Genomic DNA, 25,497 nt, shown 5'->3' on the forward strand with positions numbered 1-25,497 from the left:
ACGTCCACCGGGCGCCGTCTCTCCAGGTCCACCAGGATCGTGGCGTACTAGTCACCTTTCCGCAGCGCGAAATCGTCGACACCGAGCACGCGAATCTGTCCGACGAATTCTTCCGGCGTAGCGCGGACCAGACGTAACCGGGTGTCCTTGGCGACGCACAGGCCCAGCGCCGCGGCCAGGCGGGCCCCCGCGCCGCCGGCCAGGACGAGGGCGATCGAGGTCAACTGCTCACGCACCAGTGGTGTGTAGCGGGCATGCGGGCTTGTCAGCCCCGCGATCTGCTCGGCAAACGTCACCGCCCGGCACGCGGGGTTCGGGCACTTGAACCGGCGCACCAGCAGCTCGATCACCACTCTGGCGCCACCGACCGCGGCATCCGCGAGCCGTCGTATGTACCGGCCGTGCACCCGGCCCGACGTACTACCGCAGTGCGGGCATTCCGCACCCGCCGAGCGGGCCCGCGCATGCATCGCGACCACCCCCGGCCACAGCCCGCTCGACCAACTCCACGACGACGCTGGCCAGATGAGGGAACAACACCTCGGAACTCGCGAAGAACACGCGAGCCATGATCACAGCCACCACTGACACCGCAGCGTCACAGGATTAGCGCCAGAGCCCGTTATTCCCCAGGGGTAGGTTCACGCAATTCCCCGGTCCCGGCTTGAGAGGGTCAGGTTGCGCCGGGCACCCCCAGGGCGACTATGAGGGCTGAGAAGAGCTCTTCCGCGAACAGGGCCGACCCGGTGAGGGTCTGCCGGATGGCTTCCTCGTCGGGCGTCAGTCCGGAAGCGGCCGCCCAGGCGAGTGCGCCGGCCACGGCGGGTTCGATGGGGAAGTGCTCCAGAGGTATCTCGTAGCTCTTCGCCTTCTCGCGGTTGAGCAGGCCCTCCCAGTTGTTGCCGTCCGGCGCGAGGGCCTCGATGAAGCCCACGTCGCTGTCGAGGAAGGACACCATGACGGCTGGTGTCTCAGTTCTCTGGACGAGGGCCGGTAGGCTGCGCCGTCCGGCGTCGGCGAAGTGCGTCGTCTGCCAGCCCTCCGCCAACGCCTCTGTGTCGTCAATGCCGGTGAAGCCGGCTGCCCACATGTGCTGGTGCAGGTCTCCCGCAGACCGGGTCGTCAATGATCCGCCTGAGTTTCCCATGGCCCGCAAGCTAGCGGATGCCTCTGACAAGCCAGTTTTGCGCCCCTGCGAAGCCCAACGGCAGAGGCCGCGAAGACGCTCCCTAGGACCTTCCGATGCGACGCCAGAAACCGGAGCGCTTCTCCTGGAGAGGGGCTCTCCTGGGGGGACGGACTTCCAGCGACCAGTCGCCCGCTCCTTGGACGACCGCCACGAGCAGTGGCCCCTCCGGGAGCACGCGCGCGTCCTTCGGGCTGCGGCCGTACTCGCTCGCCAGCGTGATCGGGTAGGGGGCGGGGGCACCGGGGCGGCGGGGCTTGTGCCCCTCGACACGCACGGACCCGGTTGCCTCCGTTGGACGCAGACGGGAGACCAGTTCGCCGGCGGGCCCGGTGTGAAGTAGCACTTCGGAGCCGTGGCCGGTGGCCGCCTCGCCGAGCGCGCGTACCGCGCTCACGGGCCGGATCGCGATCGTCCACTCGTCGTGGTCGCCGCAGTCGACGCGGAAGCGCAGTGGGTAGAGGCTGTCGCACCACATCACCCGCCGCTCGAAGCGGTGGGACGTGTCCGAGTTCCCGAGGGCGATGGCCTCCCTGCCGTTCCAGTCGATGGAGTCCAGGTCGAAGAAGCCCTTGCCGGTTCGGGCGAAGTCGACCAGGACGTAGCCGGGCGGCGGGGTCGTGTCCATGGCGAACTTTGCGCTGCCTCGCCCGCTGTACACGATGTCGTCGAACTCCCCACCGAGGATCCCGGCAGCGGCGACCGCCTCGGGCGACCGGGCCGGCGTGGGGACCACCGGGATCGATCCAGGCTGCCGGGACGGGGGCTGGGGCGAGCTCTCGGTCGAGCGCCGGGACTGGGACTGGGATCCTGTCTGGGCCTCGGACTCGGCCTGGCCGAAGGCATGCGGTGTGTGCGGTGTATGCGAGCCAGGGCCGTATGCCTCTGCCTCGCCCTTCGTCAGTCCCGAGCCGCTGGCGTGCCCTCGGCCCTGGGCCGAACCCGATCCTTCCCCCCACCCCGTATCAGCAGCCAGCCCGGGGGACTTGCCGACGGCCCCGCGTGGGAGCTCTACCGGCACCGGCCCGGCCGGGCCCGCAGACTTGCCCATCGCCCCGTGCGGAAGCTCCACCGGCACCGGCCCGCCCGGGGCCGGTGCCGGCACCGAGATCCCGAGGTCTTCCGCCAGCGCCCCGAGCCCCGCGTCGTAGCCCTCGCCCACCGCGCGGAACTTCCAGCCACCGTCGCGTCGGTAGTACTCACCGAGGACGAGCGCTGTCTCGGTGGTGGCGTCGTCGATCTCGTACAGGGCGAGTGGCTCCCCCGTCGCGGCGCTCGACGTCCGCACCGTCAGGCCGGGCACCTGTCCGAGCGTGCCGTTCTGGCCGACGGCGACGATCACGATGCGCTGGACGTCCGGTCCGACACGCCCGGTGTCGAGGTCCAGCCGGTCCGCGGGCCGGTCGTCCACGGCGCCGGCCCGTTCCAGGACCAGATGCCGGACGGCCTTGCCGGTGGCGTCCAGGAACAGCGCGGAGGCCGCCACCTCCGGCACCCCGTTACCGGCCGCCTGCCGGACGACCTCGATCCGCCACGCCTGCCCGGGGACCGGCAGGTTCTTCCCCTTGATGATCCACGTCACCGCGTCATGCTGGCACGCCGCCCCCGGGCAGGTCCACGGTCGGGTACGGCAGTGCGGGGACGCCCCCGTCGGTGAAGGGGGTGACGAGAAGGGCGTACTGGTCCGGGGTGAGCTTCCCGCGCCCACGGCCTCACAGCCGCCGCCGGCACCGGGCATTCGCCCCGGTCAGGACATGGCCCGGCAGCGAACGCGTCGCGTGCACGGGTCGGCTTCGCCGGAGGTGAACGGACCGCGGACAAGTCGAGGGCGGCGCCCGTGATGCGGGTGCCGCCCTCACCTTTCCTGTCCGTAGCGCCGAGGCGTCAGTAGACGTTGCCCGACTCCGCCGGGAAGTCCGGCGGCCAGGGGCCGTCGTACAGCGACTCGCGGTCGCCCATCAGCGCGTACTCGGCTTCGCGCCAGTTCGGGATGCTGCCGACGACGAAGCTGTCGCCGTCGGGGTCCAGCATCCAGGTGTAGGCCGCGCTGTCGGGCTCCAGTCCGTGCCGCTCAGCCAGCACCGCGAACTGCTCCGGATCGGCGCGCCGGATGTGGAGCCCGTTGCGGTAGTAGGGCTGCAGGAGCATCAGCTCCACGTGGCCGATGGACACCTCGATGCGGGTCGAGGTGTTGTCGACCAGCGTCGCTTCGCTCTGCAGGAAGAGGTACCGGTGGGACGGGTTGAACCCGACCACGCGGAACAGCCTCCCGGTACGGATGAAATCGGTCATGCCCGAAGCCCTCTCTTGATCACGGCACCGGCTCCCCGTTGGCCAGCTTGAAGCGCTCGGGGAAGACTTCCTTGCCGCCCATGCGCCATTCGATCGACGACCAGCCGCGATCGCCCAGCCGGACCGCGGTGCGCAGTTTTGTCATCTCCCACGCGGTGCCGTAGCCGCTGGACCTGATCATCTCCCAGTCGCCGCCACTGATCGTCTCACCCCTCTGCAGGAGGCGCTTGAGCGCGTCGTCGGCGCTGGTGGCACCGGCGACGCCGTCCAGCGAGACGGTCAGCCGCACGTTGGGGTTGGACACCGTCCTTTCGACTCCGACCGTCCAGATCGGACGCTCGCCCATGCCCATCTCGCGCGGCAGGTTCACGCCGTAGGCACCGTTGTTGAACGTCTTGGCGCCGATGCTCTTGGCCAGGTCGTCCGCGTAGGGGTTGATGCCGAGGACGACGTGGTCTCCGTCCTTCACCAGGCCCTTGAGGACCTTCTCTATGCACTCCTGAGGCGAGCTCTGGACGGCGAACGCCCGAGCGCCGGCGGTCGGTGCCGCCCTCGCAGGGGATGTCTCGCACGCTTCGTACACCGCCTGCATGATCTTGCTGGCGATGCCCGCGACGGCGACCTCGGACAACCGGAGGGTGCGCAGGGCCGCCCACGCGTCGAGGAATCCGATTCCGGTCCTGGCGGCAGCGTCCATCGCCCGGATGGCGTCCGCGATGGGGCGGATGATCTTGCCGGCGAACAGGGACGCCACATCGAAGACGGCCCAGGCGCAACCGCCCCAGCTCCCGTTCTCACCGCCGGGGGTGAGCTTCTGGGCGCATCGGATCCAGCTGCCGAAGAGGATGTCGACGGGGTCGACGCCCTGCTGGTACTCCGCGATCGTGATGGTGTGCGTGACCTCGGTGTACTGCGTCTCCGTCTTGTGCTCGCCCAGGTACAGCGTGTTCCCGGAGAAGCACGAGTTCTCCCAGACCTCCGTGCGGCACAGGTACAGGTCGAGGTCGGCCTTGTACCCGATCCTCTGGGTCATCGTGCAGTCGCCGTCGTAGAACAGCTGGTCCCACCAGCCGTCGCAGCCCTCGGTCTTCTTCAGGACCGTGGGCTTGCCGACCTGCTCGATGTGGTCGACGACGTAGAACACGCCACCGATGAGTCCGCCGGCCTCGTCAGGGACCGTCCCGGTCTCGATCTGCTTGTTGTTCCCCGCGTTCTCGGCCTGCGTCGCGGCTTCCTGGGCGGACTCGGCGTACGCCTGGGCGTCCTTGGCGGCTTCCTCCGCCGCTGTCGCCGCGGCGTCGGCCCGCTCGGCGGCGGCCCTGGCCTGGGTCGCGGACTCCTCCGCCTGCGTGGCGGCCGCGCGGGCGGCGGCGGCGTCGAGGGCGGCGGCGTCTGCGGAGGTGCGGGCGGCTTCGGCGTAGCCTTCGGCGCGGCCCGCGGCCTGGTCGGCAGCGGCCGCGTCGGCCGTGGCCTGGCGGCCGTACTCGATGGTGCGGGCCAGTGACTGCTGCGCCTTCGCCGCGGCGGTCGCCGCCGCGGCCGCGTAGGTCAGTGCCTCCTTCGAGTAGCCGCGGGCGTCCGCGGCGTGCTTGGCGGCGTTCGCCGCGTGCTGGTACGCGGCCTTGGCGTCGCCCTGTGCCTGGTCGGCGATGACCTGGGCGGCAGCCGCTTCCTCGGCCGCGTTGACGGCGTGGGCGTCCGCGACGGCCTTCTGCTGCTCGGCGATGGTCTTCGCCGCCTGGCCGGACAGGACCACCAGGGAGGCGGCCGAGTCCTTGGTGACGTACGGCGAGCCGAGCTGGATCGCGTCGTTCGCGGGAGCCGCGACCTGCGCCGCCGACTTCCCGGCGTCCACCGCGGCCTGCGCGGTGACGTAGGCGAATCCGGCCGCCTTCGCCGAGGCGGCGGTGGCCTTGTCGGCCTCGGCCTTGGCCGCGTCCGCCTCGGCCTTGGCCGTCTTCGCGTGCGCCTCGGCCGCGTTGGCCGCCTCGACCGACAACGCGGCCTCGGCCGAGGCGTGCTCGGAGGCGTCGATGGCGTCGGCGGCGGCGCTGGTCGCGGTGCGCACCGCGGCGTCCGCCCGCAGCTTCGCCGCCTGCGCCTCGTCCGCGGCCGCACGGGAGCGCTTGGCGGCTGCCTCCGCGCGGGTCGCTGCCGCGTCCGCGTCCGCTGCCGCCTGGGTGGCCGCGTCGGCCGCGGTACGGGCCCGTCCGGCCGCCGCCTCGGCGTCGTCCGCGTGCCCGTCGGCCTCGTTGGCCGCCGCCCGTGCGGCGTCCGCCGCGTCCCCCGCTTCCAGGGATTCGGCGTACGCCTTCTTGGCGTCGGCCTTGGCGCGTGCCGCGTCGGCCTTCTGCTGGGCGTCCCACGCGTCGTCGCGCAGTTCCTTGGCACGGTCCCGGGCGGTCTCGGCGTCCTTCTTCCGGGCCACCGCGGTGGCCTCTGCCGTCTCCGCCTTGCCCTTGGCGGTCTCGGCGTTGACCGCTTCGGTCTCCGCGGTCTGCCGGTGGCGGGCCGCCTCCGCCTTCTTGACGTCGGCGGTCTCCTTCTCCTTCTTCGCCGTGGCCTCTTCGGCCTCGGCCTTCAGCCGCTTGGCGTGCGCGTCGGCCGCCGCCGCCTTGGCGTCCGCCTCCGCGATCAGGGACTCGGCGAGCTTGGCCTCGGCCAGCTCCTTGTCCTTCTTGGCGTTGTCACGGTGCAGCTTGGCCGCGTCCGCGGCCGCCTTGGCCTGCAGTTCGGCCCGGTAGGCCGCCTGCTTGCGGAACTCCGCCTTGGACTGCGCGGCCTGCGCCAGCGCGCGCTGGGCGATCGTGGCGCTGTCCGCGGCGGCCGCCCGGGTGGCCGCCTCCGCGGTCTCGCCGGCCTTCACCAGCGCCGCGACCGCGGCCGCCGCTCCCTGCGTGACCTGCGCCTTCTGCTGGCCCACCAGCAGACCGCGGCCCCGCGGCGCCCCGTTGGCGTCCGCGATCGTGTACGCCGCCTGTTCGGCGGTGGCGCTGGCGGTCTGGGCGGCCGTGGCGGCCGTCGCCTGGCGCTTGAGCTCGGCCAGCTCGGCCACCGCTCCCGCGCGCGCGGCGCTCAGCCGCGCCGACGCCTTGGTGAACTCCGCCGACGACGGAACACTGCCGTTGTGCTCGGAGACCTTGAACAGCACCTTCTGCGTGGCAGCGGTGCTGCAGGCGGCGGCGAGCGCGTCCTGCCCGGCGGTGTACGTGGGGAAGTTCAGGCACTTGTTCGCCCCCACGTTCTGCAGGGTGGCGCCGGCCCGGACGCTGAACTTCCACACCTGCATGGGCGTGCCGTTACAGGTCCAGATCTGGATCTTCGTCTGGTTGGTGGCGACGTCGAGGCACTTCTGCGAGTTCACGTTCTGCAGGCTGTAGCCCTCGCCGTAGCCCCCGTTGATCCGCCACTGCTGGGCGGCCGCCGTGGAGCAGGCGACGACCTCGACAGCCGTGCCGTTCGCGGTGCCGGAACCCTGCACGCCCAGGCACTTGCCCGCCGCGCCCGGGATCTGGATGGCCATCGGGGACGTACCGATCCAGCCGACGCCGCCCGAGGACCAGTAGTCCTGCCAGCGGGTGATGTGGTCGGCGACCCACGAGTGGCCGAGCATCCTGCCCATCGACTCGGAGGCCACGGTCAGCGCCTTGACGGCGTTCTTGTTCGCGGTGAGGATGTCGTTCCGCTTGGCGGCCTGCGAGCCGAGCTCCTGCTGCCACTCCGCTCCGGCGGTCGCGGAGACCTCGCCCAGCACCTTCTCCGGATCGATCGGATCACGCCAGGCACAGGCGGCGAAACGGGACTTGAGGTCCTCGACCGCGACCCGGTGCTCGGCGGTACCGGGCACCGGTGCCTTGTTCGGGAAGCCGCCCGAGCTCAGGAAGATGCGGGCGTTGTCCGCGCCGGTCGGCTCCAGGCTCCAGTCCGTCAGGTGCTCGTAGGCGTCCCGCAGGGCGAGCTGTCGGTTCCAGTCCGGCAGGGACGGATCGGCGGCGCTGCCGTAGAGCGGCTGCCCCAGAGCCTTGACCGCCGCGACGGTCGCCGCGTCGGCCGGCGGAGTCGCGTCCTCGTAGAAGTCGCTCTCGTCCTTCCAGAACCGGTCGGCGATCCACGCCGTGAGGCCGGTCTGGGTGTGGAAGTCCTCACCGTCGTCGCCGCTGGTCCCGGGCGGCCACTCGAAGTCGGTGACGGAACGGAAGCCGCCCGGCGTCGTGAGCCCGGTGATCTTCCAGCTGTCGTGGAGCGTGTTGAGCCGGTTCAGCTCGGCAAGCGCGGCATCCCGGTCCGACTTGTACGCGGTGGCGAGCGGAGTCTTCTCCCAGTAGGCCCGGTCGGCCAGCTCCCGCAGCCGCTCCGGACTCTGGTTGAGCCCGTCCTGCGCGGTGCCGGCCATGGCCGGCCCGCCCAGCCGCAGGACGTCGCTCATCAGGCACTGGTCCTGCCGCAACTTCTCGGCGGCGGTGTCCTCGTACCAGTCGTAGTCGGCGGCCGGTTCGGTCCGCGGTGGCATGTAGTCGCTGCTCACACCCACCCCGGCCACCACGGCCATGGCGAGCAACGGCGGGAGCAGACGGTTGGTCAGGCGGGAGAGTCGACGCAGGGGTTTGGAAGACCCTGGGGGTCTGGAGCGCAATGGAGTACCACTTCTGATCAGGGAGCCGACCGAAGGACGCGGCTGAGCCGCCGACATGACTCAACGGCCTCGAGCCACCGAACCTGACGGCCCCTCAAGCAATGCGTCCGAACATGGAACAGGAGCTCGAACCTGAAGGCAGGATGCTACACAGACAGCGGCAGGCGTGGATAGTGGATGATCTTTCCCCGCGCGGGAGTTGAGCAGGTCAGAGGCGCCCTCGCGGTGCCGACGAGAGCGGTGTTCCCTACGCGGGCACCGCGGCCAGTGGCGGCTGCGAGGTCACCGTCCGCTGACCGTCGGCTCCCCCTCCACTTCCCACGCCTCTCCTACGCCGCTCCCCCGCCTCTCCCCCGCGGGCAGCCACGACGTTGGCGCGGCAGACGGGCCTGGGACATTCCTGGGAGCCCGGGGGCCGTCACCCCACCACGTAGACGGTGCTGAAGCGCCTGGGGAGGGACCTCGGCGCCACGATCCCGGGCCCTTACGGCAGGAACGTCACTGCCGGGAAGGCCGGGGACGGCCCGTCGAGCAGGTGCCGCCGGCGGTGGCGCAGGTGCTCGTCGAAGAACGCGAGCGGGTACGCCTGCTGGATCTTCACCGCCTGGTCGGGATCGAGGGTGCCGATCACATCCTGGAGCTGCTCGCTGCTCCATCCGAGCACCTTCGCCACCTGCGGGAACAGCGCCTCGTTGTCGCCGTAGGAGAAGTGGGCGGCACCCTGGGCCTGGACGTCCAGCCGCCAGCCGCGCAACTGCGACCAGAACGCGGCGGCCTGCGGATCCGTCGCCCGGGTGAAGGCGGCGGACATCATCATGAACGGCCGGTGCAGGTCCCCGGCCAGCGGCGGGTTCATCTGCATCGGACCGTCCAGGCTCAACCCGGCCCGGATGCGCTCATCGGCGAGCATGGCGCAGGCGGTGGCCGTCCCACCCTTCGACCAGCCGAACGCGCCCATGCGCCGCGGGTCGAGAGAGCCGAGCAGCCCCGCCGGCAACTCCCTGCGGTCGACATCCGGATTGCACCCGGCGGCAAGCTGCTCGACACAGTCGAGGACGAAGCGCAGGTCGGCGGCGAAGTCCCCCGGCAGCGTCGGCGCCTGCCTGTCGAAGAGCGGGACGGTGATCCGACCGTCGGGGAACTCGGTGTAGGTGTCGTATGCATGAGCCACCGTCACCACCGCGTAGCCATGGCTGGCAAGCTCCTGGACCACGACGGTGTGGTCACCCTGATGACTGCGCGCCCCATGCGAGAACACCACGACGGGCAGCCGCCGGCCCGCCCTCCGCACCGGAGCGCCCACATGGCCGGCAGTAAGCGGCGCCAGCGGGGCCAGCTCGCTCAACCCGACGTCGGCGAGGAACGCCTGAAGCACGCCTGCCGGCATCCAGGGCGCCACCGGGTATCGCCCGACGTCCCGCGCGGGGTACCAGACGGTGGCCATCAGCTCGCGGAAATGCCCGGGGCCCGCGATGACGTCCGGACGCGACCGGTCGACGAGGTGCAGCTGGGTGGTGCCCACCGGGTACGGCCCGGTGGGCGCAGGCAGTGCGAGTCGCGGCGCGGTGCCGGGGGCGGCCGCGGGCGAGTCGGCCCACGCGGGGCCGGCAACGGCGGCGAGCGGCACGGTGGCCCCGACAGCCAGCGCGGCCCCCAGTATGCGGCGGCGCGTCATGCTCTTCCCGCTGATGAACGATGTGGTGGCCATAGGCCCTCCCCTGATGACGAATCGTCAACTGTGCCGCAACGGCTCATCCGTGGGCACAGGGGGAACGCTGCCACGTGCACCCAGCGCACAGCATCAGCCCACCGTTCAATCCCTCGCACCAGGCATTCACCCACAGGCTTACTCCCCGGGTAGACACAGCCGGCGGTGGCTCCTTCCCGGAGCCAGGCCGGCGGCCGGCTCGCCGCACCACAACACCTTGAGCGTCGCCCCGGACTTGCTGCTGAGCTTCCGGCGATGCAGGTCCTACCCCCGTGGGTGGTGGCGATGGCTGAGGGCGGCCACCGCCAGGGTGGTCAGTACCAGGACGCCGGCCGTCTCGACCGCCACGGTGGGGCGTACCAGCTCCGCGTCTGCGGACTCCTGGAAGCCGAACAGGCCCGTGGTGAGGCTGAGGAAGAGCGCACCGAGGGTGCCCGCCGTGAACAGAGCGGTGGTGGCGGCGACGAGGCCGAGCCAGCGGTACGGGGTGAGGAGCAGGGCGGCGGCGAGGAGGCAGCCGAGGATGCCGTTCAGCAGGAAGAGGCCGCCGATGGTGGCCAGGTCGCGGTAGCCGTCGGTCCACAGGGAGAGGTGAATGGCGCCCATGGTCGCGGTGAGGCCCGCTGCGGCCAGCCGCAGCGCGAGCACGGCCCCACGGCGGGCCCGGTCAGTAGCCATTGCCGGGAGAGGTGGGAGTGCTGGGAGTGGCCGGGGTGGTGCCGGGGTTGTTGACGGGAGCGCCGGCCACCGTGATCTCGGTCTTCATGCCCAGGTCCTTGTGTCCGTCGACCGGGCAGTAGACCTCGTACTTTCCGTCCTTGAGGGTCACCGTGAAAGTGGTGGACTCGCCTGGGGCAACGGTGCTGGAGCGGTTCTCGCCGCTCGGTCCCTCGACTTCCAGGGCGTGGTCGTGGTGCCCGGTGTTCGTCACGGCGAAGGCGTACGTGCCGGGTGTGAAGGTCTGCTGGGACAGCGTGATCCTGAAGTCGGCCAGTTCCGCGGTCACCCGGGTCGCGCCTGCGGGTGCCGTGCTCTTCTGGGCGGGGGGCGGTGTGGTGGTGCCGCTGCTCGAGCCGCCGCCGTTGGCGCCTCCGCAGCCGGCGAGGAGGCCGGCCAGCGCGGCGGCCGACAGGGCGAGCAGCGCGCGGGTGCGTGGTTCCGTCATCGTTCTGTCCTCCGGATCGGTCCCTACAGGAGGTACGGCACCGGGCCGCGCCGGGATTGCGGTGCCGGGCGGACAATGGGCGAGAACGATCCCTTGGGGGACGTCGGACGTATCCACGGGTGTGGGACGCATGGGCCTTCCGCTGGAGCGGGTTCCCGACGAGGCACTGCTCTCCGGCCTCGCCACGGGCGATCCGGAGATCGCGGTGGCGTTCGTGCGCCGTTTCCAGCGCTCGGTCTATGGGGTGGCGGTCGCCGTGGTGGGCGATCCCCGGCTTGCGGAGGACGTGGCCCAGCAGACTTTCGAGCGGGCGTGGCGGCACGCCCAGGTGTACGACGGCCGGCGCGGCTCCGTACGGACCTGGCTGACGGCCATCGCGCACAACCTGGCGATCGACGCGGTGCGGGCGCGGCGCGCGACCCCGGTGGCCCCGGAGGACCTGGAGACGCTGGTCGGGATCGTGTCGGAGACACCGGAGCGGCGCGCGCTCGCGGACGACGCGGCCGAGCGCGTACGGCAGGCAGTGGCGACGCTGCCCCGGAAGCAGGCGCGGGCGCTGGTCATGGCCGGGATCTACGGGATGACGGCGCGGGAGGTCGCCGCCTTCGAGGGTGTGCCGCTGGGCACGGCGAAGACCAGGATCCGGGCGGGGACGATCAAGGTGCGGGCGCTCCTGGAGAGCGAGGAGACGCGGTGAGCGGCATGGACTGCGAGCGGCTGCGCGAGGAGGGTGCCGAGCTGGCGCTCGGGATCCTACCCGCGCGCGAGCGGGCCGAGGCGGTGGCCCACCTGGACCGCTGCCCGGATTGCCGGGCGTACGTGGAGCGGCTGACGGCGGTGGGGGACGGCCTGCTCGGGCTGCTGCCGGGGGCGGAGCCGCCGGTGGGTTTCGAGAGTCGCGTGGTACGGGCGATAGCCCCCGCTCCCGCGTCCGCTCCCTCGGCCCCTGTGTCTGCTGCCTCGGCCCCCACGGCCCCCACGGCGGCCCGGCGCCGGAGGCAGGGGCGCCGGTTCCGGATCGCGGCGGCGGGCGTCGCCACGGCTCTGGCCTTCGGGTTCGGCGGCTGGGCCGTCGGCACCGTGGTGGAGGGCGCACCCCGGATGGTGTCCCCGGCGCCGTCCCACATCCTGGAGGCGGCACTGGTCTCCCCCGACCGGGCCGGGAGCGACCGGGAGGTGGGCCGGATATACGCGCACCCGGCGGATGCGACCGGCGGGAACGGCTGGGTGTACATGTCGGTCGACCTCGGTGACGGAAGGGCTGCCGACGGCCCTGTGCGATGCCTCCTGGTGCGGGCCGACGGCTCCGTCGTATCGCTCGGATCGTTCCCTGTCACCGCAGGCTACGGCTACTGGGGTGCCCCGACCTCCGTGGACCCCGGCACCCTGAGCGGCGCCCGCCTCGTCGCCGCGGACGGCACGGTCCTGGCCACGGCCCGCTTCCCCGGAGCGGACGGGAACGGAGCCGGCGGGAACGGGGCGGACCGGAACGGGGCCGGGACGGGGGCGGCCACCACCCGGTGAGCCGCCGGCCGGACCCCGGTCCATGCCCGGGTCCACCGGTCGGAGGGGGCCGGGATCAGGGGGCGGGCGGGGGGACGAAGACCCGTTCCAGCAGGGTGTACAGGGAGTCGCGGTCCTGGTCGTCGAGTCGGTCCAGGCCCTCGTGTGTGGTGCGCATCTTCGCGCGGATGGCGTCGGTGACGCGTTCGCCCTCGGCGGTGAGGATGACGTTCTTGACGCGCCGGTCGGAGGCGTCGGCCTCGCGACGTACCAGGCCGCGCTTCTCCAGCCGGTCGATGATCCCGGTCATGTTGGAGGCGTCGCAGGTCATGGTCTCGGCCAGGGCGCGCATCGCGGCGGGGCCCCGGCGGAGCACGGTCAGGGCCTTGCCCTGGCTCGCCGTGAGGTTCTCACTCGCCGCCGCGACGGTGAAGTCGCCGTAGTAGACGCCGAGCGACACGGAGAGCAGCTCCATGAGCTGGGCCGTGTCGGCGCGGGGAGCTTCTGTCATGCGGGCCACTCTATCCGGAGATACTTGACTACCTCAAGCATCGACCCCTACGGTCGTCTCATTGCATGAAGTTCTCAAGCATCAAGGTTGTCAAGTAGTTGCCATGAGGAGCGTCCCTGTGACCGTCACCGCGTCCCCCACCTCCCGCGCGGCCGAGATCCTGTCCCGGCCCGTCACGCTGAACGGCCTGACCGTCCCGAACCGCATCGCGATGGCGCCGATGACGCGCATGTTCTCCCCCGGGGGCGTCCCCGGCGAGGACGTGCGGTCGTACTACGCCCGCCGTGCCGCCGCCGGCGTGGGCCTGATCGTCACCGAGGGCACCTACGTCGGCCACGATTCGGCCGGGCAGAGCGACCGGGTGCCGCGGTTCCACGGCGAGGAGCAGCTGGCGGGATGGGCGCAGGTCGCCGAGGCCGTGCACGCGGCGGGCGGCACGATCGTGCCGCAGCTGTGGCACATCGGCATGGTGCGCAAGCAGGGCCAGGCCCCCTACGCCGACGCCCCGGCGATGGGCCCCTCCGGCATCCGCCCCGACGGCACCGAGGGCACTGGCAAGGCGATGACCCAGAGCGACCTGGACGACGTCATCGGCGCCTTCGCCGAGGCCGCCGCGGCCGCCGAGCGGATCGGCTTCGACGGCGTGGAGCTCCACGGCGCCCACGGCTACCTCCTGGACCAGTTCCTGTGGGCGGGGACGAACCGCCGCACCGACGCGTACGGCGGCGACCCCGTGGCCCGTACGAGGTTCGCGGCCGAGATCGTGACCGCCGTCCGCGAGTCCGTCTCGCCCGACTTCCCGGTGATCTTCCGCTTCTCGCAGTGGAAGCAGGACGCCTACGACGCGCGGCTCGCCGAGACCCCGCAGGAGCTGGACGCGATCCTGGCCCCGCTCGCCGCGGCCGGAGTCGACGCCTTCCACGCCTCCACCCGCCGCCACTGGATACCCGAGTTCGACGGCTCGGACCTGAACCTGGCGGGCTGGACCAAGAAGCTCACCGGCAGGCCCACCATCACCGTCGGCTCGGTCGGCCTCGACGGCGACTTCATCCACGCCTTCGCGGGCGAAGGCGCTCCCGTCCAGGGCATCGACGACCTTCTCGACCGCCTGGAGCGCGACGAGTTCGACATGGTCGCCGTCGGCCGCGCGCTGCTCCAGGACCCGGAGTGGGCAGCGAAGGTCCTGGCGGGACGGACCGACGAGCTCAAGCCGTACGACGCGGCCGCGGTGAAGACGCTGAGCTAGCCTCGGACCTTCGAGGGTCGACAAGGTGCTGGTCTCCGACGGCGGGCTCGTCGCCGAGAGACACAGCACCTAGCTGGGCAACGACATCAATCCGGTCGGGAGCCCGCTGAACTCCCTCCGCACCCTCGGAGCTGCTCCGAACACACCCCCCGGTTCGCGTATGCCCCACGCCGGATCGGGCTCCGCGGACGCCTGTGCTCAACGCACCGCGCGAGAGGGGCCCTGCCCCACGCCCTGCCCGCCGTGCCGGACCGGTACGGCGGGCAGGGTGTCGGCGTCTCAGGAGCAGACCGCGCCGTTCAGGGTGAATCGCGTCGGTAGCGCGTTCGTGCCCGAGTACGTCGCCTGGAACCCGAAGGAGGCGCTCGCACCGGCCGCCAGCGCGCCGTTCCACCCGGCGTCCCGGGCGGTCGCGGCGCTGCCCGACTGGCTCACCGTGGCGTTCCAGGCGCTGGTGATCGTCTGGTCACCGACGAAACTCCACCCGAGGGTCCAGCCGGAGATCGCCGAGGTCCCGGTGTTCTTCACGGCCACCGTGGCCGTGAAGCCGTTGCCCCATGAGCTCTCCACCCGGTAGGTCACCGCGCAGGACGCCGCGGGCGGCGCGGCGTCGTCGTCGGCCTCCGTTGCCGTGAACGTCGCCGCCCCTACGCCGGCGCCGCCGACGGTGAACGTCGCGCTGCCGGCCACCGCGTCGCCGTCCTGCGCGGCGGACACCGAAACCTGCTGTGCGGTCGCCCAGTTGGCAGGCGTGAACACGAGCGTCGAGCCCGCGGTCGCGGACAGGTCCGGATCGCCCGCCGCGCGGGTCACCGTCAGCGTGACGCTCTGCGCGGGCGCGGCCGACAGCCGTACGCCGACCGAGGCCGAGCCGCCCTCCGGGACGGTCACCGCGACGGGCGTCACCTGCACCACGGGGGTCGCAGGGGCACCGCGCCGTTCCGCGGCGAAGGCCGCCAGCCACGCGAGCGAGGAGTTCCAGTTGATCGCGACCTCGTTGGTGGAGTACGAACCGATGTCGTCCACGTAACAGGCCGCCGGGGCGCAGCCGTTGAGCCGCTCCTTCGCCACCGGGTCGTCAAGCCCCGCGTTCGGGCCGCCGGCGAAGGATCCGGCCGGCGGGTGCGGCAGGGAGGCGTCGTTCTGGTGCGCCCAGAAGCGGTGGTGCTGGTTCTCGGAGGCGCGCTCGCCGTAGCCGGTGATGTACGAGTGGTCCAGGGCGTTGCGCCCCAGCAGGTAGTCCAGCGACTCCAGGGCACCCGCGCGGTAGCGCTGCGCTCCGGTGATCTCGTACGCGACGGCCAGCGTCATCGCGTTGTTGGCGACGGCGCTGTTGGATCCCCACACGTATCCCGTGGCGGGGATCGGCACCGCGTAGCCCCCGGCGGCCATGGTGGACAGATGTCCGTCGGCAGCGGCGGTCAGCAGGCCGCGTACACGGGCCAGGTCGTCGGCGGGCAGGGCCACCCCGGGGACGGTGGCGAGGGTGATCCGCCCGAGCGTGGCCGTCCCACCCCACCAGAACGCGTCAGCGGGTTTCGCGTGGTGCGGGGAGGAGGTCACGGCGTCCCGGTACTGCGCCTCGCCGGTGGTGGCGAGCAGTTCGGCCGCGGCCCAGTAGAACTCGTCCGAGACGTCGGCGTCCTCGTACGCCCCGCCGCCGGCGTTGTCGGTCGCCGGGGCGAGCGCGTTCGGGTTGGCCTTGGCCGCCGTCCAGGCCCGGCGGGCCGTGTCCAGACACCGGGCTGCGAACGCGGAGTCGTAGGGCGCGTACACCCGGGCGCACTGCGCGGCCGTGGCCGCCAGGTTCAGCGTGGCCGCCGTTGAAGGGCGATGCAACTCACGCTGCTTGTCGTCGAGTTCGGGACGCGTCGGGAGGCCGGTCCACTCGGTGTCATGCATCTTGTGGAAGGCCATGCCGGCCGACGGCTTGCCGACCGGAACCTGCATCCGCATCAGGAACTCCAGCTCCCAGCGCGCTTCGTCCAGCACGTCCGGCACCCCGTTGCCGCGCTCGGGCACCCTCAGGGTCGCGTCGCCGAGGGCGGCGTCACCGCCGGAGCGGCGGGCCCGCTCGAAGGAGTTGACGACCTGCCAGGTCGCGATCCCGCCGTTGACCACGTACTTGCCCTGGTCACCCGCGTCGTACCAGCCGCCGCGGACGTCCACCCGGTAGTCGCACACCCCGGCCTGGCAGGGCACGCTGGTGTCACCCTTGTTCGGCGCCACGCCCAGGTGTCCGGCGGGGCGGGCGTACGCACTGCCCGCAAGGCCGGCGTCGATCGCGATGCCGCTGCGCTGCTGGTAGAAGAAGGCCATGCTGTCGGCGCGCAGTCCGTCGTACAGCGCGGCGGAGATGTCGAACGGGTGGCTGACCTGGCCGCCGACCGCCAGGGTGAAGCCCGTCCCGGTGCCGGTGTAGCCGCCGAAGTCCACCAGGTGCGTCGACTGGCCGGACGCCTGGTCGGCGCCTCTCACCGTCGTCGCGCCCGACGCGACCTGCGCACCGGACGTGTCGCGCAGCTGCCAGGTGAGCGGAGCGGTGGCCGTGCTGACCAGGGTGGCCCGTTTCGGCCCGTCGGGCAGGTAGCCGAGCTGGTTGACCCGAACGGGGAAGTCGGCGGGCGCCGCGAGGACCGCGCCGATCTCGGCGCCGGCGGATTCCACCGCGAACGCGGTGGTGGTGACGGTGCCGGCGGCCAGGGCGAGACCGGTGAGGACGGCGGCCGCGCGACGGGACACGTCGCGGAAGATGACAGGAGGCAAGGGTGGGGGCCTTCCATGAAGGGGAACGATGAATGGGAGCGCTCCCATTTCTCATCAAGCCAGTGTTGCACGTGCCCCGTCAAGAGACCGGTAGGCAGAGGCTGTTGATCCGGGGCCGCTCGGCCACCGAGGAGCTTGCCCCGGTCGGGCGGTGCCGGGGTGCGGGAGACGTGCGGGACGACCGGGGGACCTGACGGACAACACTCGCATTCTTTGCCCGCGGCGCGGCGGCGCCGTAGCGTGCGCGGTTTGGTCGCTCCCAGCCTTAGGTGAGGTAAAAGGATGAGAAAAACAGCGCGCCGCTTGGCGGTGCTGTGCTCCGCTCTGTTCGCGATGATCGCCATGACACCCGCGCAGGCACACGCGGTCGAAACCCGGCCGGTGCCCGTCACGGCAAGTGACAAATACGCGCTCAAGTCCGTGGGCGCCGGCGGTCTCTACGTGTCCGTGGAGGTCTCGACCACGGGCAGCGGGGAAGCCATGCTGCGCGCCCGCAAGGCGGCGGCCACGCTCGAAGACCTGGGCGCCTGGGAGAAGTTCACGCTGCACACCGACGACAAAGGGGTCAGCACCACCCTGCGCTCGGAGGCGAACGGGAACTACGTCACGACCGAGCGCGGATACACGGGCACCTACCAGAACCTGCTCCGGGCCCGGGGTACCAACGCCGGCGACTGGGAGAAGCTCCAGCTCGAGAAGCAGACGGACGGCACCTACGCCCTGAAGGCCGCCACGAACGACGGCTACAAGTACGTGACCGCCGAGGTCCAGGACCCCGGAAACGACGCGGGACTGCTGCGGGCGCGGGGGGATTCCGTCGGCTCATGGCAGAAGTTCCAGCTCGTCTACCTCGGCGAGGAGAACGCGAGCGACGCGGGCGGCCGCCCCGCCCCCGCCTCCCCCGCTCCGGCGGCCGACTTCCGCGTGATGTCGTGGAACGTCTGCGCGAACCACAACTCCGCCTGCGGAAACTATCGGGTGGAAGGCCCCTCCCTGGGTTCCCAGATCACCGACCGGATGGGCACCACGACGGAAGCGCGCCAGTACCGGGCCGTGTTCCTCCAGGAGATGTGCGAGTCGCAGGCCAAGACCATCGAGACGTGGCTGGAGGCGAAGACGGGGACCGGATGGGACGTACGGTTCGCCCCCATCAAGTACACCGTCGACAAGTCCTCCGTGAAGGCCGCGAGGACCTGCGACAACGCCGGTTCGGCGGCATCCGGCTGGAAGGACCGCGGCTCCTACGGCATCGGCCTCGCGGTGCCGGACGCCAACGTCTGGTACCACTCGTACGACCTGCCGTCGCCGCAGAACAAGACCATCGGCACCGAGTGGGTGCGCATGGAGCAGCGCACCGCGCTCTGCGCCGTCCTGCCGGCGGAGGCCCTGCAGTTCTGCACGGCCCACTTCAGCGCCGGTCTGGACAAGGACGACCTGGACGGCTCCAAGCGCCGTGAGCAGGCCGCGGAGCTCCAGAAGATCGTGCACTCGTACACCATGCCCGGCTATCGGACCGTATACGGCGGCGACCTCAACTCCATCCCCCCGGACTCCGCCTCGCCCGACACCCCCAACGACCTCATGACGTCGGCCTACGCGGCGGACAAGGAGTGCGACGAGGGCCTGTCGAGCACCCGGCCGCGTGACGGCCGGGCCACGAAGCCCCTCACGGGCCGGAGCATCAAGATCGACTACCTGTTCGGCCCGTCCGCCGGCACCGTCGTCTCGTGCGACGTGACGGCCGACGCGGGCGAGTCGGACCACTACCCGATCAAGGCGCATTTCCGCTTCTGAGCAGGTCGATACGGACGGCCCCCGATCCGGGGCCGTCCCATGCGATGTGATCCCATGCGATGTGATCCGATGTGATCCGATGCGATGCAGGATCGTGGGTCACGACCGGGGTGGGGGCAAGGCGCCGGCGATGACGGTGGCCACCATCTTCCTGATGGCGACGGTCTGCGGTGGGGCGCCGGCCCGGTCGGCGAACAGCAGGTGCCCGGCCCCGACGAGGGTGGGGGCGAGCGTCTCGATGTCGGCGTCGTCGGCCAGGCGCCCCGACTCCCGCTCGGCGGCGAGGTAGGCGGCGACCATGACGGTGCCCTGCACGGCCAGGGGGATGCCGGTCAGACCCGCCTCGCGCAACCGGACACGGAGGCCGTCGCGGAAGGTGATGAGCGCGATGGCCGCCACGGTGACGGGCTCGAACAGGTCGTTGAGTGCGTCGGCGAGGTTGTCCACGATGTCCCCGGCGCCGGCGGCCGCGCGCAGGGTGACGGTCCGGTCCTCGATGCCGCGGATGCGGTCGTGGACCAGTTCCGCCAGGAAGCCGTCGAAGTCGGTGAAGTGCCGGTGCAGCACGCCCTTGGCGCAGTTCGCCTCGTCCGTGACCGCCCGGCTGGTCAACGCGTCGGGCCCGTCTCGCAGCAGGACCCGCTCGGCGGCTTCGAACAGCTGGCCGCGCACGTTGTGGATGTGCACTCCTGACGGCATCGTCTTCCTTCCCGCGCCGGCCCCGGCTTAACAAGTGGGCATGCGCCCACTAGTGTGGGCGCATGCCCACTTTATCGCAGGGCCGGTCCGACAGCCCGGGACCCGAGCCCCACCGCCACCGACGGACGGCCGAGTCGTTCGGCGTGGACGCCGAGCGCTACGACCGCGCCCGACCCCCATACCCGCAGGCCCTGATCGACAGGATCATCGCGGCAAGCCCCGGACGGCACGTCCTCGACGTGGGAGCCGGGACCGGTATCGAGGCCCGCCAATTCCAGGCGGCCGGCTGCACGGTGCTCGGCGTCGAGCCCGACGAGCGGATGGCCGCCTTCGCACGACGCGCCCTCATCGAGGTCGAAGTCGCCAGGTTCGAGGACTGGCAGCCTCACGGACGCCGGTTCGACGCCGTCATCGCCGGCACCGCCTGGCACTGGGTCGACCCCGTCGCCGGCGCGGCCAAAGCGGCCCGGGTACTCCGGCCCGGCGGCCGGCTCGCTCCTTTCCACCACGTTCCCCAGCTCCCGGTCGAGGTCGTCGACGCCCTCACCGAGGCACTCCGGCGCATCGCCCCCGACTTCCCGTTCGACCCCGGCCTGCTGAGAGAAACGGCCATGGATGCGTACCGGCCGCTGTTCGCGAGAATCACCGACGGGATCCGCCGGACCGGCGGGTTCACCGAGCCGGAACAGTGGGATTTCACCTGGCAGCGCACCTACACCCGCGACGAGTGGCTCGACCAGCTCCCCACCTTCGGCGGCCTCACCCGACTCCCCCCGCACGAACTGGCACAAGTCCTGGACAGCGTCGGCGCCGCGATCGACACGCTCGGCGGCCACGCCACCCTCCCCTACACGACCGTCGTGATCACCTCGACCCGCTCCCCTACGGCCTGACCACCACACGCATCACGCCCCAACGGCGACCGCCCCGCACCGGAGAGGAAGCCCGGGCGGGGCGGTCGCACAGCCGCGGGCCCGCGGCAGGGGAAACGACCGCAGACCTGGGGCACAGAGGCAGTCCCCTTGCGCTCCACCGCCCGCCTACCCCCACACCCCACACTCACACCTCCGTGGGACTTCCCGCTCACGTCACTGGTGGGTGATCCACCGCAGGAGCGCGGTATGCGTGGTGCGGTCCAGCTCGCACAGGGCCTCGATCGCGTCCAGGTCACCCGGCAGGGGCGCGACACCGGCTGTGGTGAGGGCGGCGTGCAGCTCCAGGCGGCGACGGTCGGTCGCCCGGAGAGGAGCGGAACGACGGCCGACCGGTTCCGGTAGGGGCAGGGGGCGGTCGCCGGGGCCCGTGAGGCCGCACTCCGTTGATGCCGACTCCGACTCCGACTCCGGAACGTCGTCGACCAGCGCGGCGGGGAAGCGGTACGGGTCGAGATCCCGCAGCGCCGCCGTGCCTGTCGTGAAAGCCTGAAAACCAGTCACGTAAGTGCCTCCTTGGTCGTCATGCCACTGCAGATGACGACTGCGAGGAGCCGCGGGCGGTTGCGGAGCACGACGCACCCCACCCGAATGTCCCCTACGGCATCTCGTCACAAGACCGATGAACCCACCGGTCAGGACGGTCGACCGGATCTCGTCCTCACCTGCCGACTCGACACCGGCACCGCACGATCGAGTGTGACCGCGGCGTACGGGCCACCGTTCACCGCGTTGATCGCTGTGGGCTTCCCCGGCGGAGCCGCGACAGCGTTCCCGGACGGGCCTACCCTGAAGTCATGCAGGTCATGTCGACGGTGCAGGTCAACGGGCTGGACGTCGCATACGACCGCGTCGGCGAAGGGCCACCCGTGGTCTTCCTCCACGGTGCGGCGGACGACGCCCGGACATGGCGGCCGCAACTTGACGCGCTGGCGGACGCGTTCACCCTGGTGGCCTGGGACGAGCCGGGAGCGGGTCGCTCCTCCGATCTTCCCCCGTCCTTCGGCCTCGCGGACTACGCCCATTGTCTCGCCGCGGTCGTGGCATCGCTCCGGCTCGGTCCCGCCCACATCGTCGGTCTGTCCTGGGGCGGCACTCTCGCTCTGGAGTTCTACCGCCACCACGCGGACCTCGTGAGCACACTGATCCTCGTCGACACCTACGCGGGCTGGAAGGGCTCCCTACCGGCCGAGGAGGTGCGGGCCCGTGTCGAGGGCACGCGCAGGATGCTGGCCGCGCCGCCCCATGCGTTCGATCCGACCCTGCCCGGGCTGTTCGCCGGCGCGCCGCCCGCCGCATACGCACCGCTGCTGGAGGCGATGGCTACCGGCGTACGCCCGAGGACCCTGCGGACGCAGCTGTCCCTCATGGCCGAAACAGACCAGCGGCCGCTGCTTCCCACCGTCGCTGTGCCCACCCTCCTGCTGTGGGGCGAGCAAGACGTGCGCTCGCCACTGACCGTAGCGCGACAGTTCCACGACGCCATCCCGGGCGCCGAACTGGTCGTGATTCCCGACGCGGGACACATGAGCAACCTGGAGCAGCCCGAGGAGTTCAACCGAGCCGTGCGCGACTTCTGCCAGGCGCACGCCTGAGCCGGAGCCAGGGTCCGCATCGCACTCCTCGCTCAAGCACTGATCGGACCGGCGCTCTGGGGACGGTTGCTTTCGAGGTCGGATCCACCGGATGTCAGTGGTGTGCGCTTCGCTGTCCTCCATGGAGTTCACGCATGCGATGCTCAACGACCTGATGGACCGGCTCACCGAACCGAGCGGGTTTGTGTATCTGTCGCAAGACCTTGACCCGCAGGTGCTCGTCGAGAGACTGGCCGACCGTCACGGGGCACCGCGGGTCCTGGTCCTGGACGGCTGTGCGGACACGGGTGTGGACGAGTCTCGTGGAGGGGGTCTCCTCGCCGTTCTCGACGGGCGGAGCGAGACGATACGGGCATGGGCGTACGGAGGGCAGTGGATCGGCGCGGGGACCGCGCGGGATGCCCACGGGGACGTCTTTCCGGTGCTGGCGATCGCGCCGCGGACCGTCCAGGTTCCGTCGGTGGGGGTGGCCGGCCAGGATGACGACGGGTTCGAGCGCCTTGTCGGAGTCACCGGCTGGACCTATCTCCCGGAGCGGCCGGACATCGACTGGGCGCAGGTCGAGGCGCGTGTGGGTACGGGGTTTCCCAGCGACTACAAACGCATGGTGGAGACGTTCGGGGAAGGTGCCTTCGACGGGTACCTCAGCCTGAACCAGGAGCCGTGGACACACTTCAAGGAGGACGGTCTGCTCATCTGGGCAGGCACCGAGCACGAGAACCTGTACTGCTGGCAGACCGACGAAGGCGACCCCGACCGCTGGCCCGTCGCTGTTCAGACGTTCGACGGTGAACTCGTCTCGTTCGACTGTCCGACCGCGGAGTTCGTCTGCCGCATCCTCCTGGATCCCGAGCACCCGTTCACGATGAATCGCTACTTCGACACCCACTGGTTCATGAACTACCGCGTGCGCGAGTGAAGGAGCGCCGTCGGACGGTGTGTGCCGGTCAGTCCGCCGGCCGCAGACCGAAGGTGTCGGCCAGGCCGTCGGTGCCGTCGTCGGTCACATGGACGACCCGGGGGCTGGAGCCGTAACGCAGCCAGCGCAACTCGAAGAGGCGCGCGGTGAGCGCGGCACCCACCGCGCCCGCGAGGTGGTGTCGCTGTTCGCTCCAGTCCACGCAGTAGCGGAGTGGGGGCCGGCGGGTTGGCAGCCGGTCCAGGTCGATGCCGAACCGGGTCAACGTGTCCCGGCCGGTGTCGGTGAGGTGGTAGTCGACGTCGTGCCCGTATCCGGACGCGCCGTCGCGCACCGACTTCCCGGGGCTGTGGCTGCCGTCGTGCCCGGCCAGTAGACCGCCTCTGATCAGGGACTCCAGAAGGCTCACGCCGAGTCGGCCGGCGAGATGGTCGTAACACGTGCGGGAGCGGCGCAGGGCGCCGGCGGTGCTGCTCTCGCGCAGTGAAGTGACCGGGAGGGGCGGCGCGATGACGGCGAGCGCCTCCAGGGCGAGGCTCACGTCGGGGTTGGCCAAGCGATAGAGGCGGCATCGGCCGGCGCTTTCCATGGTGACCAGTCGCGCCTCGACGAGCTTGCCCAGATGGACGCTCGCCGTCGCGGCGCTCACACCCGCCTCGACGGCGAGCAGGCCGGCGGCCAGGGCGCGGCCGTCGCCGAGCGCCTTCAGCATCCGGGCGCGGGAAGGATCGGCGATCAGATGCGCGGCCCGGGCGATGTCGGGCTGATGGTGCACCTGGTCCTGGTCCCGGCGTCGACCGGTCGTCGTCCTTGCCATGCGGCGAGCGTAGTCGGGCAACACTTTGACAGGCAGCGAAACGTTACGCCCTGAGACTCGATCGCATGACGTCCACGGATCCCTCGGTCTCCCCCGCACGCGGACCCGGCGCCTGCGCCGACGCGCCGCCCGACCACCCTCCGCTCTCCCTTCCGCCGCTCATCGCCCTGAGCCTCGGGTACTTCCTGGTGATGCTCGACGTCACGGTCGTGAACGTGGCCGTGCCCGCCGTCCAGGGTTCACTCGGCGCCGGTCCGTCGGACCTGCAGTGGATCGTCGACGGATACAGCGCCTTCTTCGCCGGGCTGCTGCTGCTCGGCGGCGGGCTCGGTGACCGCTTCGGGCACCGGACGCTGTTCCTCACGGGGCTGGGGGGCTTCGCCGCCGCCTCTGTGGGCTGCGCGCTGGCGCCCTCGACGGGAGTCCTGATCGCCGGCAGGTCGGCTCAGGGCGCCGGGGCCGCGCTGCTCGTTCCCGCGTCGTTCGCCCTGTTGCAGGCGGCCTACCCCGATCGGGCCCAGCGTGCTCGGGCGGTCGGCCACTGGGGGCTCGTCTCGGCGGTCGCCTTCGGTGCCGGACCCGCGGTCGGCGGGCTGCTCGTCGCGGAATTCGACTGGCGTGCGGTGTTCTGGGTGAACCTGCCCGTGGCCGCGGTGGCGGCGCTGCTGACCCTGCGCCACGTACCGGCCCCGGGGCGGACGACCCGGCCTGGCCGGATGGATCCGGCAGGTCTGCTCCTCGGCGTACTCGGGTTGCTCAGCGTGACCGGAGCGCTCAACGAGGCGGGGTCCTCGGGCTGGTTCTCGACGGAGGTGTCGGCGCTCCTCGCGGGGGGCGTGCTGTGCCTGGCCGCGTTCGTCGCCGTCGAACTGCGTCTGGAGAGAGGCGCGGCGGTACGGCCGGAGGGCAGGCGACCGCTGCTGCCGCTGTCGCTCTTCCGTGAGATCAGGCTCACGGCGACGAACCTCATCGGCCTGCTGCTCAGCTTCGGCTACTACGGGCTGCTCTTCGTCGCCACGCTGTACTTCCAGCAGGAGCGCCACCTCAGCGCGCTGAGCACCGGGGTCGCCCTGCTGCCGTCGGTCTGCATGGGCTTCCTCGCGGCACCGCTGTCGAGTCGCCTGACGGCCCGCAGCGGTCCGTACCTGCCCATGGCCGGGGCACTGCTGCTCGGGAGCGTCGGATTCCTGGGCTGGCTGGCCGCCGGTCCCGACACCCCTTATCCCGTACTGCTCTTCGCGCTCATGGCGACGGGACTCGCGACGCCGGTCACCGTGGTCGCGGCGACCGTGGCCGTCATGGAGGCGAGCCCGGCGGAGAAGGCCGGCACGGCGTCAGCGGTGTTCAACGTGTCCCGTCAGGTGGGCAGCGCGATGGGCGTGGCCCTCTTCGGCACGCTCATCGGCGCGACGGGCGGCATGATCGGCGGGCTGCACATGTCGGCGGTCATCGCCGCGGTGGCGTTCCTGCTGGCATCGGTGCTCGCCACGGTCGCCAAGAGGCGTGCCGACGCGGCCCTGGCCGGGTGACGCTGCCCCAGGGCTGATGCCGGCACCGAAGCCGGCCGCGACGGTCGGATCGGGAAACGCCAGACGGGACAGCCGGTCCGATACGCGCGGCTGCCACCGGCCCCGCCTTGACGGGCCGGGCTCACGACCCCGGAGGTCGTTCGTTCCCGTCCGTGGACGACGCGCCCCGAGAGCCTGACCGGTGGTCCATCATCCGGCTCGA

At 71.4% G+C, this 25,497-nt stretch carries 21 protein-coding genes; 8 read left to right on the forward strand and 13 right to left on the reverse strand.

Annotated elements, in window-relative coordinates; genetic code table 11:
- Nucleotides 1-47: 47 nt before the first annotated feature.
- From ACFVZH_RS20475 to ACFVZH_RS20510, 8 genes are all read right to left on the reverse strand, one after another.
- Nucleotides 48-470: a transposase family protein gene (locus tag ACFVZH_RS20475; protein ID WP_384898841.1), complete on the reverse strand. Its 423-nt coding sequence runs from the start codon at nt 468-470 to the stop codon at nt 48-50.
- Nucleotides 471-673: 203 nt separating this feature from the next.
- On the reverse strand, nt 674-1,147 hold the full coding sequence (locus ACFVZH_RS20480) for a hypothetical protein (RefSeq protein ID WP_384898842.1): 474 nt from the start codon (nt 1,145-1,147) through the stop codon (nt 674-676).
- Nucleotides 1,148-1,229: 82 nt separating this feature from the next.
- A complete protein-coding gene (locus ACFVZH_RS20485; protein ID WP_384898844.1) occupies nt 1,230-2,768 on the reverse strand; it encodes a TerD family protein in 1,539 nt (512 codons plus the stop codon).
- A 302-nt stretch (nt 2,769-3,070) separates the two neighbouring features.
- On the reverse strand, nt 3,071-3,478 hold the full coding sequence (locus ACFVZH_RS20490; RefSeq protein ID WP_384898846.1) for a hypothetical protein: 408 nt from the start codon (nt 3,476-3,478) through the stop codon (nt 3,071-3,073).
- A 19-nt stretch (nt 3,479-3,497) separates the two neighbouring features.
- A complete protein-coding gene (locus ACFVZH_RS20495) occupies nt 3,498-8,027 on the reverse strand; it encodes a polymorphic toxin type 27 domain-containing protein (RefSeq protein WP_384899152.1) in 4,530 nt (1,509 codons plus the stop codon).
- A 568-nt stretch (nt 8,028-8,595) separates the two neighbouring features.
- Nucleotides 8,596-9,819, reverse strand: coding sequence for an alpha/beta hydrolase family protein (locus ACFVZH_RS20500; protein WP_384898847.1), 1,224 nt, complete (start codon nt 9,817-9,819; stop codon nt 8,596-8,598).
- A 264-nt stretch (nt 9,820-10,083) separates the two neighbouring features.
- Complete coding sequence (locus ACFVZH_RS20505) at nt 10,084-10,497, reverse strand: hypothetical protein (protein ID WP_384898849.1); 414 nt, start codon at nt 10,495-10,497, stop codon at nt 10,084-10,086.
- Nucleotides 10,487-10,984: a plastocyanin/azurin family copper-binding protein gene (locus tag ACFVZH_RS20510; RefSeq protein WP_384898850.1), complete on the reverse strand. Its 498-nt coding sequence runs from the start codon at nt 10,982-10,984 to the stop codon at nt 10,487-10,489. The genes ACFVZH_RS20505 and ACFVZH_RS20510 overlap by 11 nt, the downstream gene beginning before the upstream one ends.
- 130 nt (nt 10,985-11,114) lie before the next feature.
- On the opposite strand from ACFVZH_RS20510, the gene ACFVZH_RS20515 reads away from it, so the two are divergent.
- Both ACFVZH_RS20515 and ACFVZH_RS20520 read left to right on the forward strand, forming a co-directional pair.
- The gene (locus ACFVZH_RS20515; protein ID WP_384898852.1) at nt 11,115-11,681 is read left to right on the forward strand and encodes an RNA polymerase sigma factor; all 567 of its coding nucleotides are present in this window, start codon (nt 11,115-11,117) and stop codon (nt 11,679-11,681) included.
- Between the two features lie 5 nt (nt 11,682-11,686).
- Nucleotides 11,687-12,508, forward strand: coding sequence for an anti-sigma factor family protein (locus ACFVZH_RS20520; RefSeq protein ID WP_384899154.1), 822 nt, complete (start codon nt 11,687-11,689; stop codon nt 12,506-12,508).
- A 55-nt stretch (nt 12,509-12,563) separates the two neighbouring features.
- Here ACFVZH_RS20520 and ACFVZH_RS20525 read toward each other — a convergent pair whose 3' ends face one another.
- Nucleotides 12,564-12,998 carry a MarR family winged helix-turn-helix transcriptional regulator gene (locus ACFVZH_RS20525; RefSeq protein WP_384898854.1) on the reverse strand — a complete coding sequence of 145 codons (435 nt, stop codon included), beginning with the start codon at nt 12,996-12,998 and terminating at the stop codon, nt 12,564-12,566.
- Nucleotides 12,999-13,116: 118 nt separating this feature from the next.
- On the opposite strand from ACFVZH_RS20525, the gene ACFVZH_RS20530 reads away from it, so the two are divergent.
- Nucleotides 13,117-14,244 carry an NADH:flavin oxidoreductase gene (locus ACFVZH_RS20530; RefSeq protein ID WP_384898856.1) on the forward strand — a complete coding sequence of 376 codons (1,128 nt, stop codon included), beginning with the start codon at nt 13,117-13,119 and terminating at the stop codon, nt 14,242-14,244.
- Nucleotides 14,245-14,523: 279 nt separating this feature from the next.
- Here ACFVZH_RS20530 and ACFVZH_RS20535 read toward each other — a convergent pair whose 3' ends face one another.
- Complete coding sequence (locus ACFVZH_RS20535) at nt 14,524-16,986, reverse strand: glycoside hydrolase family 9 protein (protein ID WP_384898857.1); 2,463 nt, start codon at nt 16,984-16,986, stop codon at nt 14,524-14,526.
- A 306-nt stretch (nt 16,987-17,292) separates the two neighbouring features.
- Here ACFVZH_RS20535 and ACFVZH_RS20540 point away from each other — a divergent pair, with 306 nt between their 5' ends.
- On the forward strand, nt 17,293-18,804 hold the full coding sequence (locus ACFVZH_RS20540; RefSeq protein WP_384898858.1) for a hypothetical protein: 1,512 nt from the start codon (nt 17,293-17,295) through the stop codon (nt 18,802-18,804).
- Between the two features lie 99 nt (nt 18,805-18,903).
- On the opposite strand, the gene ACFVZH_RS20545 is transcribed toward ACFVZH_RS20540, so the two are convergent.
- Entirely contained in the window at nt 18,904-19,503 is a 600-nt protein-coding gene (locus tag ACFVZH_RS20545; RefSeq protein WP_384898860.1) for a TetR/AcrR family transcriptional regulator, read from the reverse strand.
- Nucleotides 19,504-19,565: 62 nt separating this feature from the next.
- Between ACFVZH_RS20545 and ACFVZH_RS20550 the strand changes: the two genes are divergently transcribed.
- On the forward strand, nt 19,566-20,396 hold the full coding sequence (locus tag ACFVZH_RS20550) for a class I SAM-dependent methyltransferase (RefSeq protein WP_384898862.1): 831 nt from the start codon (nt 19,566-19,568) through the stop codon (nt 20,394-20,396).
- Nucleotides 20,397-20,591: 195 nt separating this feature from the next.
- Here the strand turns inward: ACFVZH_RS20550 and ACFVZH_RS20555 are convergent, their stop codons facing one another.
- Entirely contained in the window at nt 20,592-20,939 is a 348-nt protein-coding gene (locus ACFVZH_RS20555; protein WP_384898864.1) for a hypothetical protein, read from the reverse strand.
- Nucleotides 20,940-21,232: 293 nt separating this feature from the next.
- Here ACFVZH_RS20555 and ACFVZH_RS20560 point away from each other — a divergent pair, with 293 nt between their 5' ends.
- Both ACFVZH_RS20560 and ACFVZH_RS20565 read left to right on the forward strand, forming a co-directional pair.
- Nucleotides 21,233-22,030, forward strand: a complete 798-nt coding sequence (locus tag ACFVZH_RS20560) for an alpha/beta fold hydrolase (RefSeq protein WP_384898866.1) — start codon at nt 21,233-21,235, stop codon at nt 22,028-22,030.
- Nucleotides 22,031-22,169: 139 nt separating this feature from the next.
- On the forward strand, nt 22,170-22,949 hold the full coding sequence (locus ACFVZH_RS20565) for a hypothetical protein (protein ID WP_384898867.1): 780 nt from the start codon (nt 22,170-22,172) through the stop codon (nt 22,947-22,949).
- Nucleotides 22,950-22,977: 28 nt separating this feature from the next.
- Here ACFVZH_RS20565 and ACFVZH_RS20570 read toward each other — a convergent pair whose 3' ends face one another.
- Nucleotides 22,978-23,766, reverse strand: a complete 789-nt coding sequence (locus ACFVZH_RS20570) for an ArsR/SmtB family transcription factor (RefSeq protein ID WP_384898869.1) — start codon at nt 23,764-23,766, stop codon at nt 22,978-22,980.
- Between the two features lie 65 nt (nt 23,767-23,831).
- Here ACFVZH_RS20570 and ACFVZH_RS20575 point away from each other — a divergent pair, with 65 nt between their 5' ends.
- Nucleotides 23,832-25,295 carry an MFS transporter gene (locus tag ACFVZH_RS20575; protein ID WP_384898871.1) on the forward strand — a complete coding sequence of 488 codons (1,464 nt, stop codon included), beginning with the start codon at nt 23,832-23,834 and terminating at the stop codon, nt 25,293-25,295.
- Nucleotides 25,296-25,497: the final 202 nt, after the last annotated feature.

Origin of the sequence: Streptomyces sp. NPDC059534, from assembly GCF_042743475.1 — a bacterium.
In the GTDB taxonomy this organism is placed as follows: domain Bacteria; phylum Actinomycetota; class Actinomycetes; order Streptomycetales; family Streptomycetaceae; genus Streptomyces.

Coding starts and splice junctions, on each gene's coding strand:
- ACFVZH_RS20475 (WP_384898841.1), bottom strand. CDS start 470: ATGCATGCGCGGGCCCGCTCGGCGGGTGCGGAATGCCCGCACTGCGGT.
- ACFVZH_RS20480 (WP_384898842.1), bottom strand. CDS start 1,147: ATGGGAAACTCAGGCGGATCATTGACGACCCGGTCTGCGGGAGACCTG.
- ACFVZH_RS20490 (WP_384898846.1), bottom strand. CDS start 3,478: ATGACCGATTTCATCCGTACCGGGAGGCTGTTCCGCGTGGTCGGGTTC.
- ACFVZH_RS20495 (WP_384899152.1), bottom strand. CDS start 8,027: ATGGCCGTGGTGGCCGGGGTGGGTGTGAGCAGCGACTACATGCCACCG.
- ACFVZH_RS20500 (WP_384898847.1), bottom strand. CDS start 9,819: ATGGCCACCACATCGTTCATCAGCGGGAAGAGCATGACGCGCCGCCGC.
- ACFVZH_RS20505 (WP_384898849.1), bottom strand. CDS start 10,497: ATGGCTACTGACCGGGCCCGCCGTGGGGCCGTGCTCGCGCTGCGGCTG.
- ACFVZH_RS20510 (WP_384898850.1), bottom strand. CDS start 10,984: ATGACGGAACCACGCACCCGCGCGCTGCTCGCCCTGTCGGCCGCCGCG.
- ACFVZH_RS20515 (WP_384898852.1), top strand. CDS start 11,115: ATGGGCCTTCCGCTGGAGCGGGTTCCCGACGAGGCACTGCTCTCCGGC.
- ACFVZH_RS20520 (WP_384899154.1), top strand. CDS start 11,687: ATGGACTGCGAGCGGCTGCGCGAGGAGGGTGCCGAGCTGGCGCTCGGG.
- ACFVZH_RS20525 (WP_384898854.1), bottom strand. CDS start 12,998: ATGACAGAAGCTCCCCGCGCCGACACGGCCCAGCTCATGGAGCTGCTC.
- ACFVZH_RS20540 (WP_384898858.1), top strand. CDS start 17,293: ATGAGAAAAACAGCGCGCCGCTTGGCGGTGCTGTGCTCCGCTCTGTTC.
- ACFVZH_RS20545 (WP_384898860.1), bottom strand. CDS start 19,503: ATGCCGTCAGGAGTGCACATCCACAACGTGCGCGGCCAGCTGTTCGAA.
- ACFVZH_RS20550 (WP_384898862.1), top strand. CDS start 19,566: ATGCCCACTTTATCGCAGGGCCGGTCCGACAGCCCGGGACCCGAGCCC.
- ACFVZH_RS20560 (WP_384898866.1), top strand. CDS start 21,233: ATGCAGGTCATGTCGACGGTGCAGGTCAACGGGCTGGACGTCGCATAC.
- ACFVZH_RS20565 (WP_384898867.1), top strand. CDS start 22,170: ATGCTCAACGACCTGATGGACCGGCTCACCGAACCGAGCGGGTTTGTG.
- ACFVZH_RS20570 (WP_384898869.1), bottom strand. CDS start 23,766: ATGGCAAGGACGACGACCGGTCGACGCCGGGACCAGGACCAGGTGCAC.
- ACFVZH_RS20575 (WP_384898871.1), top strand. CDS start 23,832: ATGACGTCCACGGATCCCTCGGTCTCCCCCGCACGCGGACCCGGCGCC.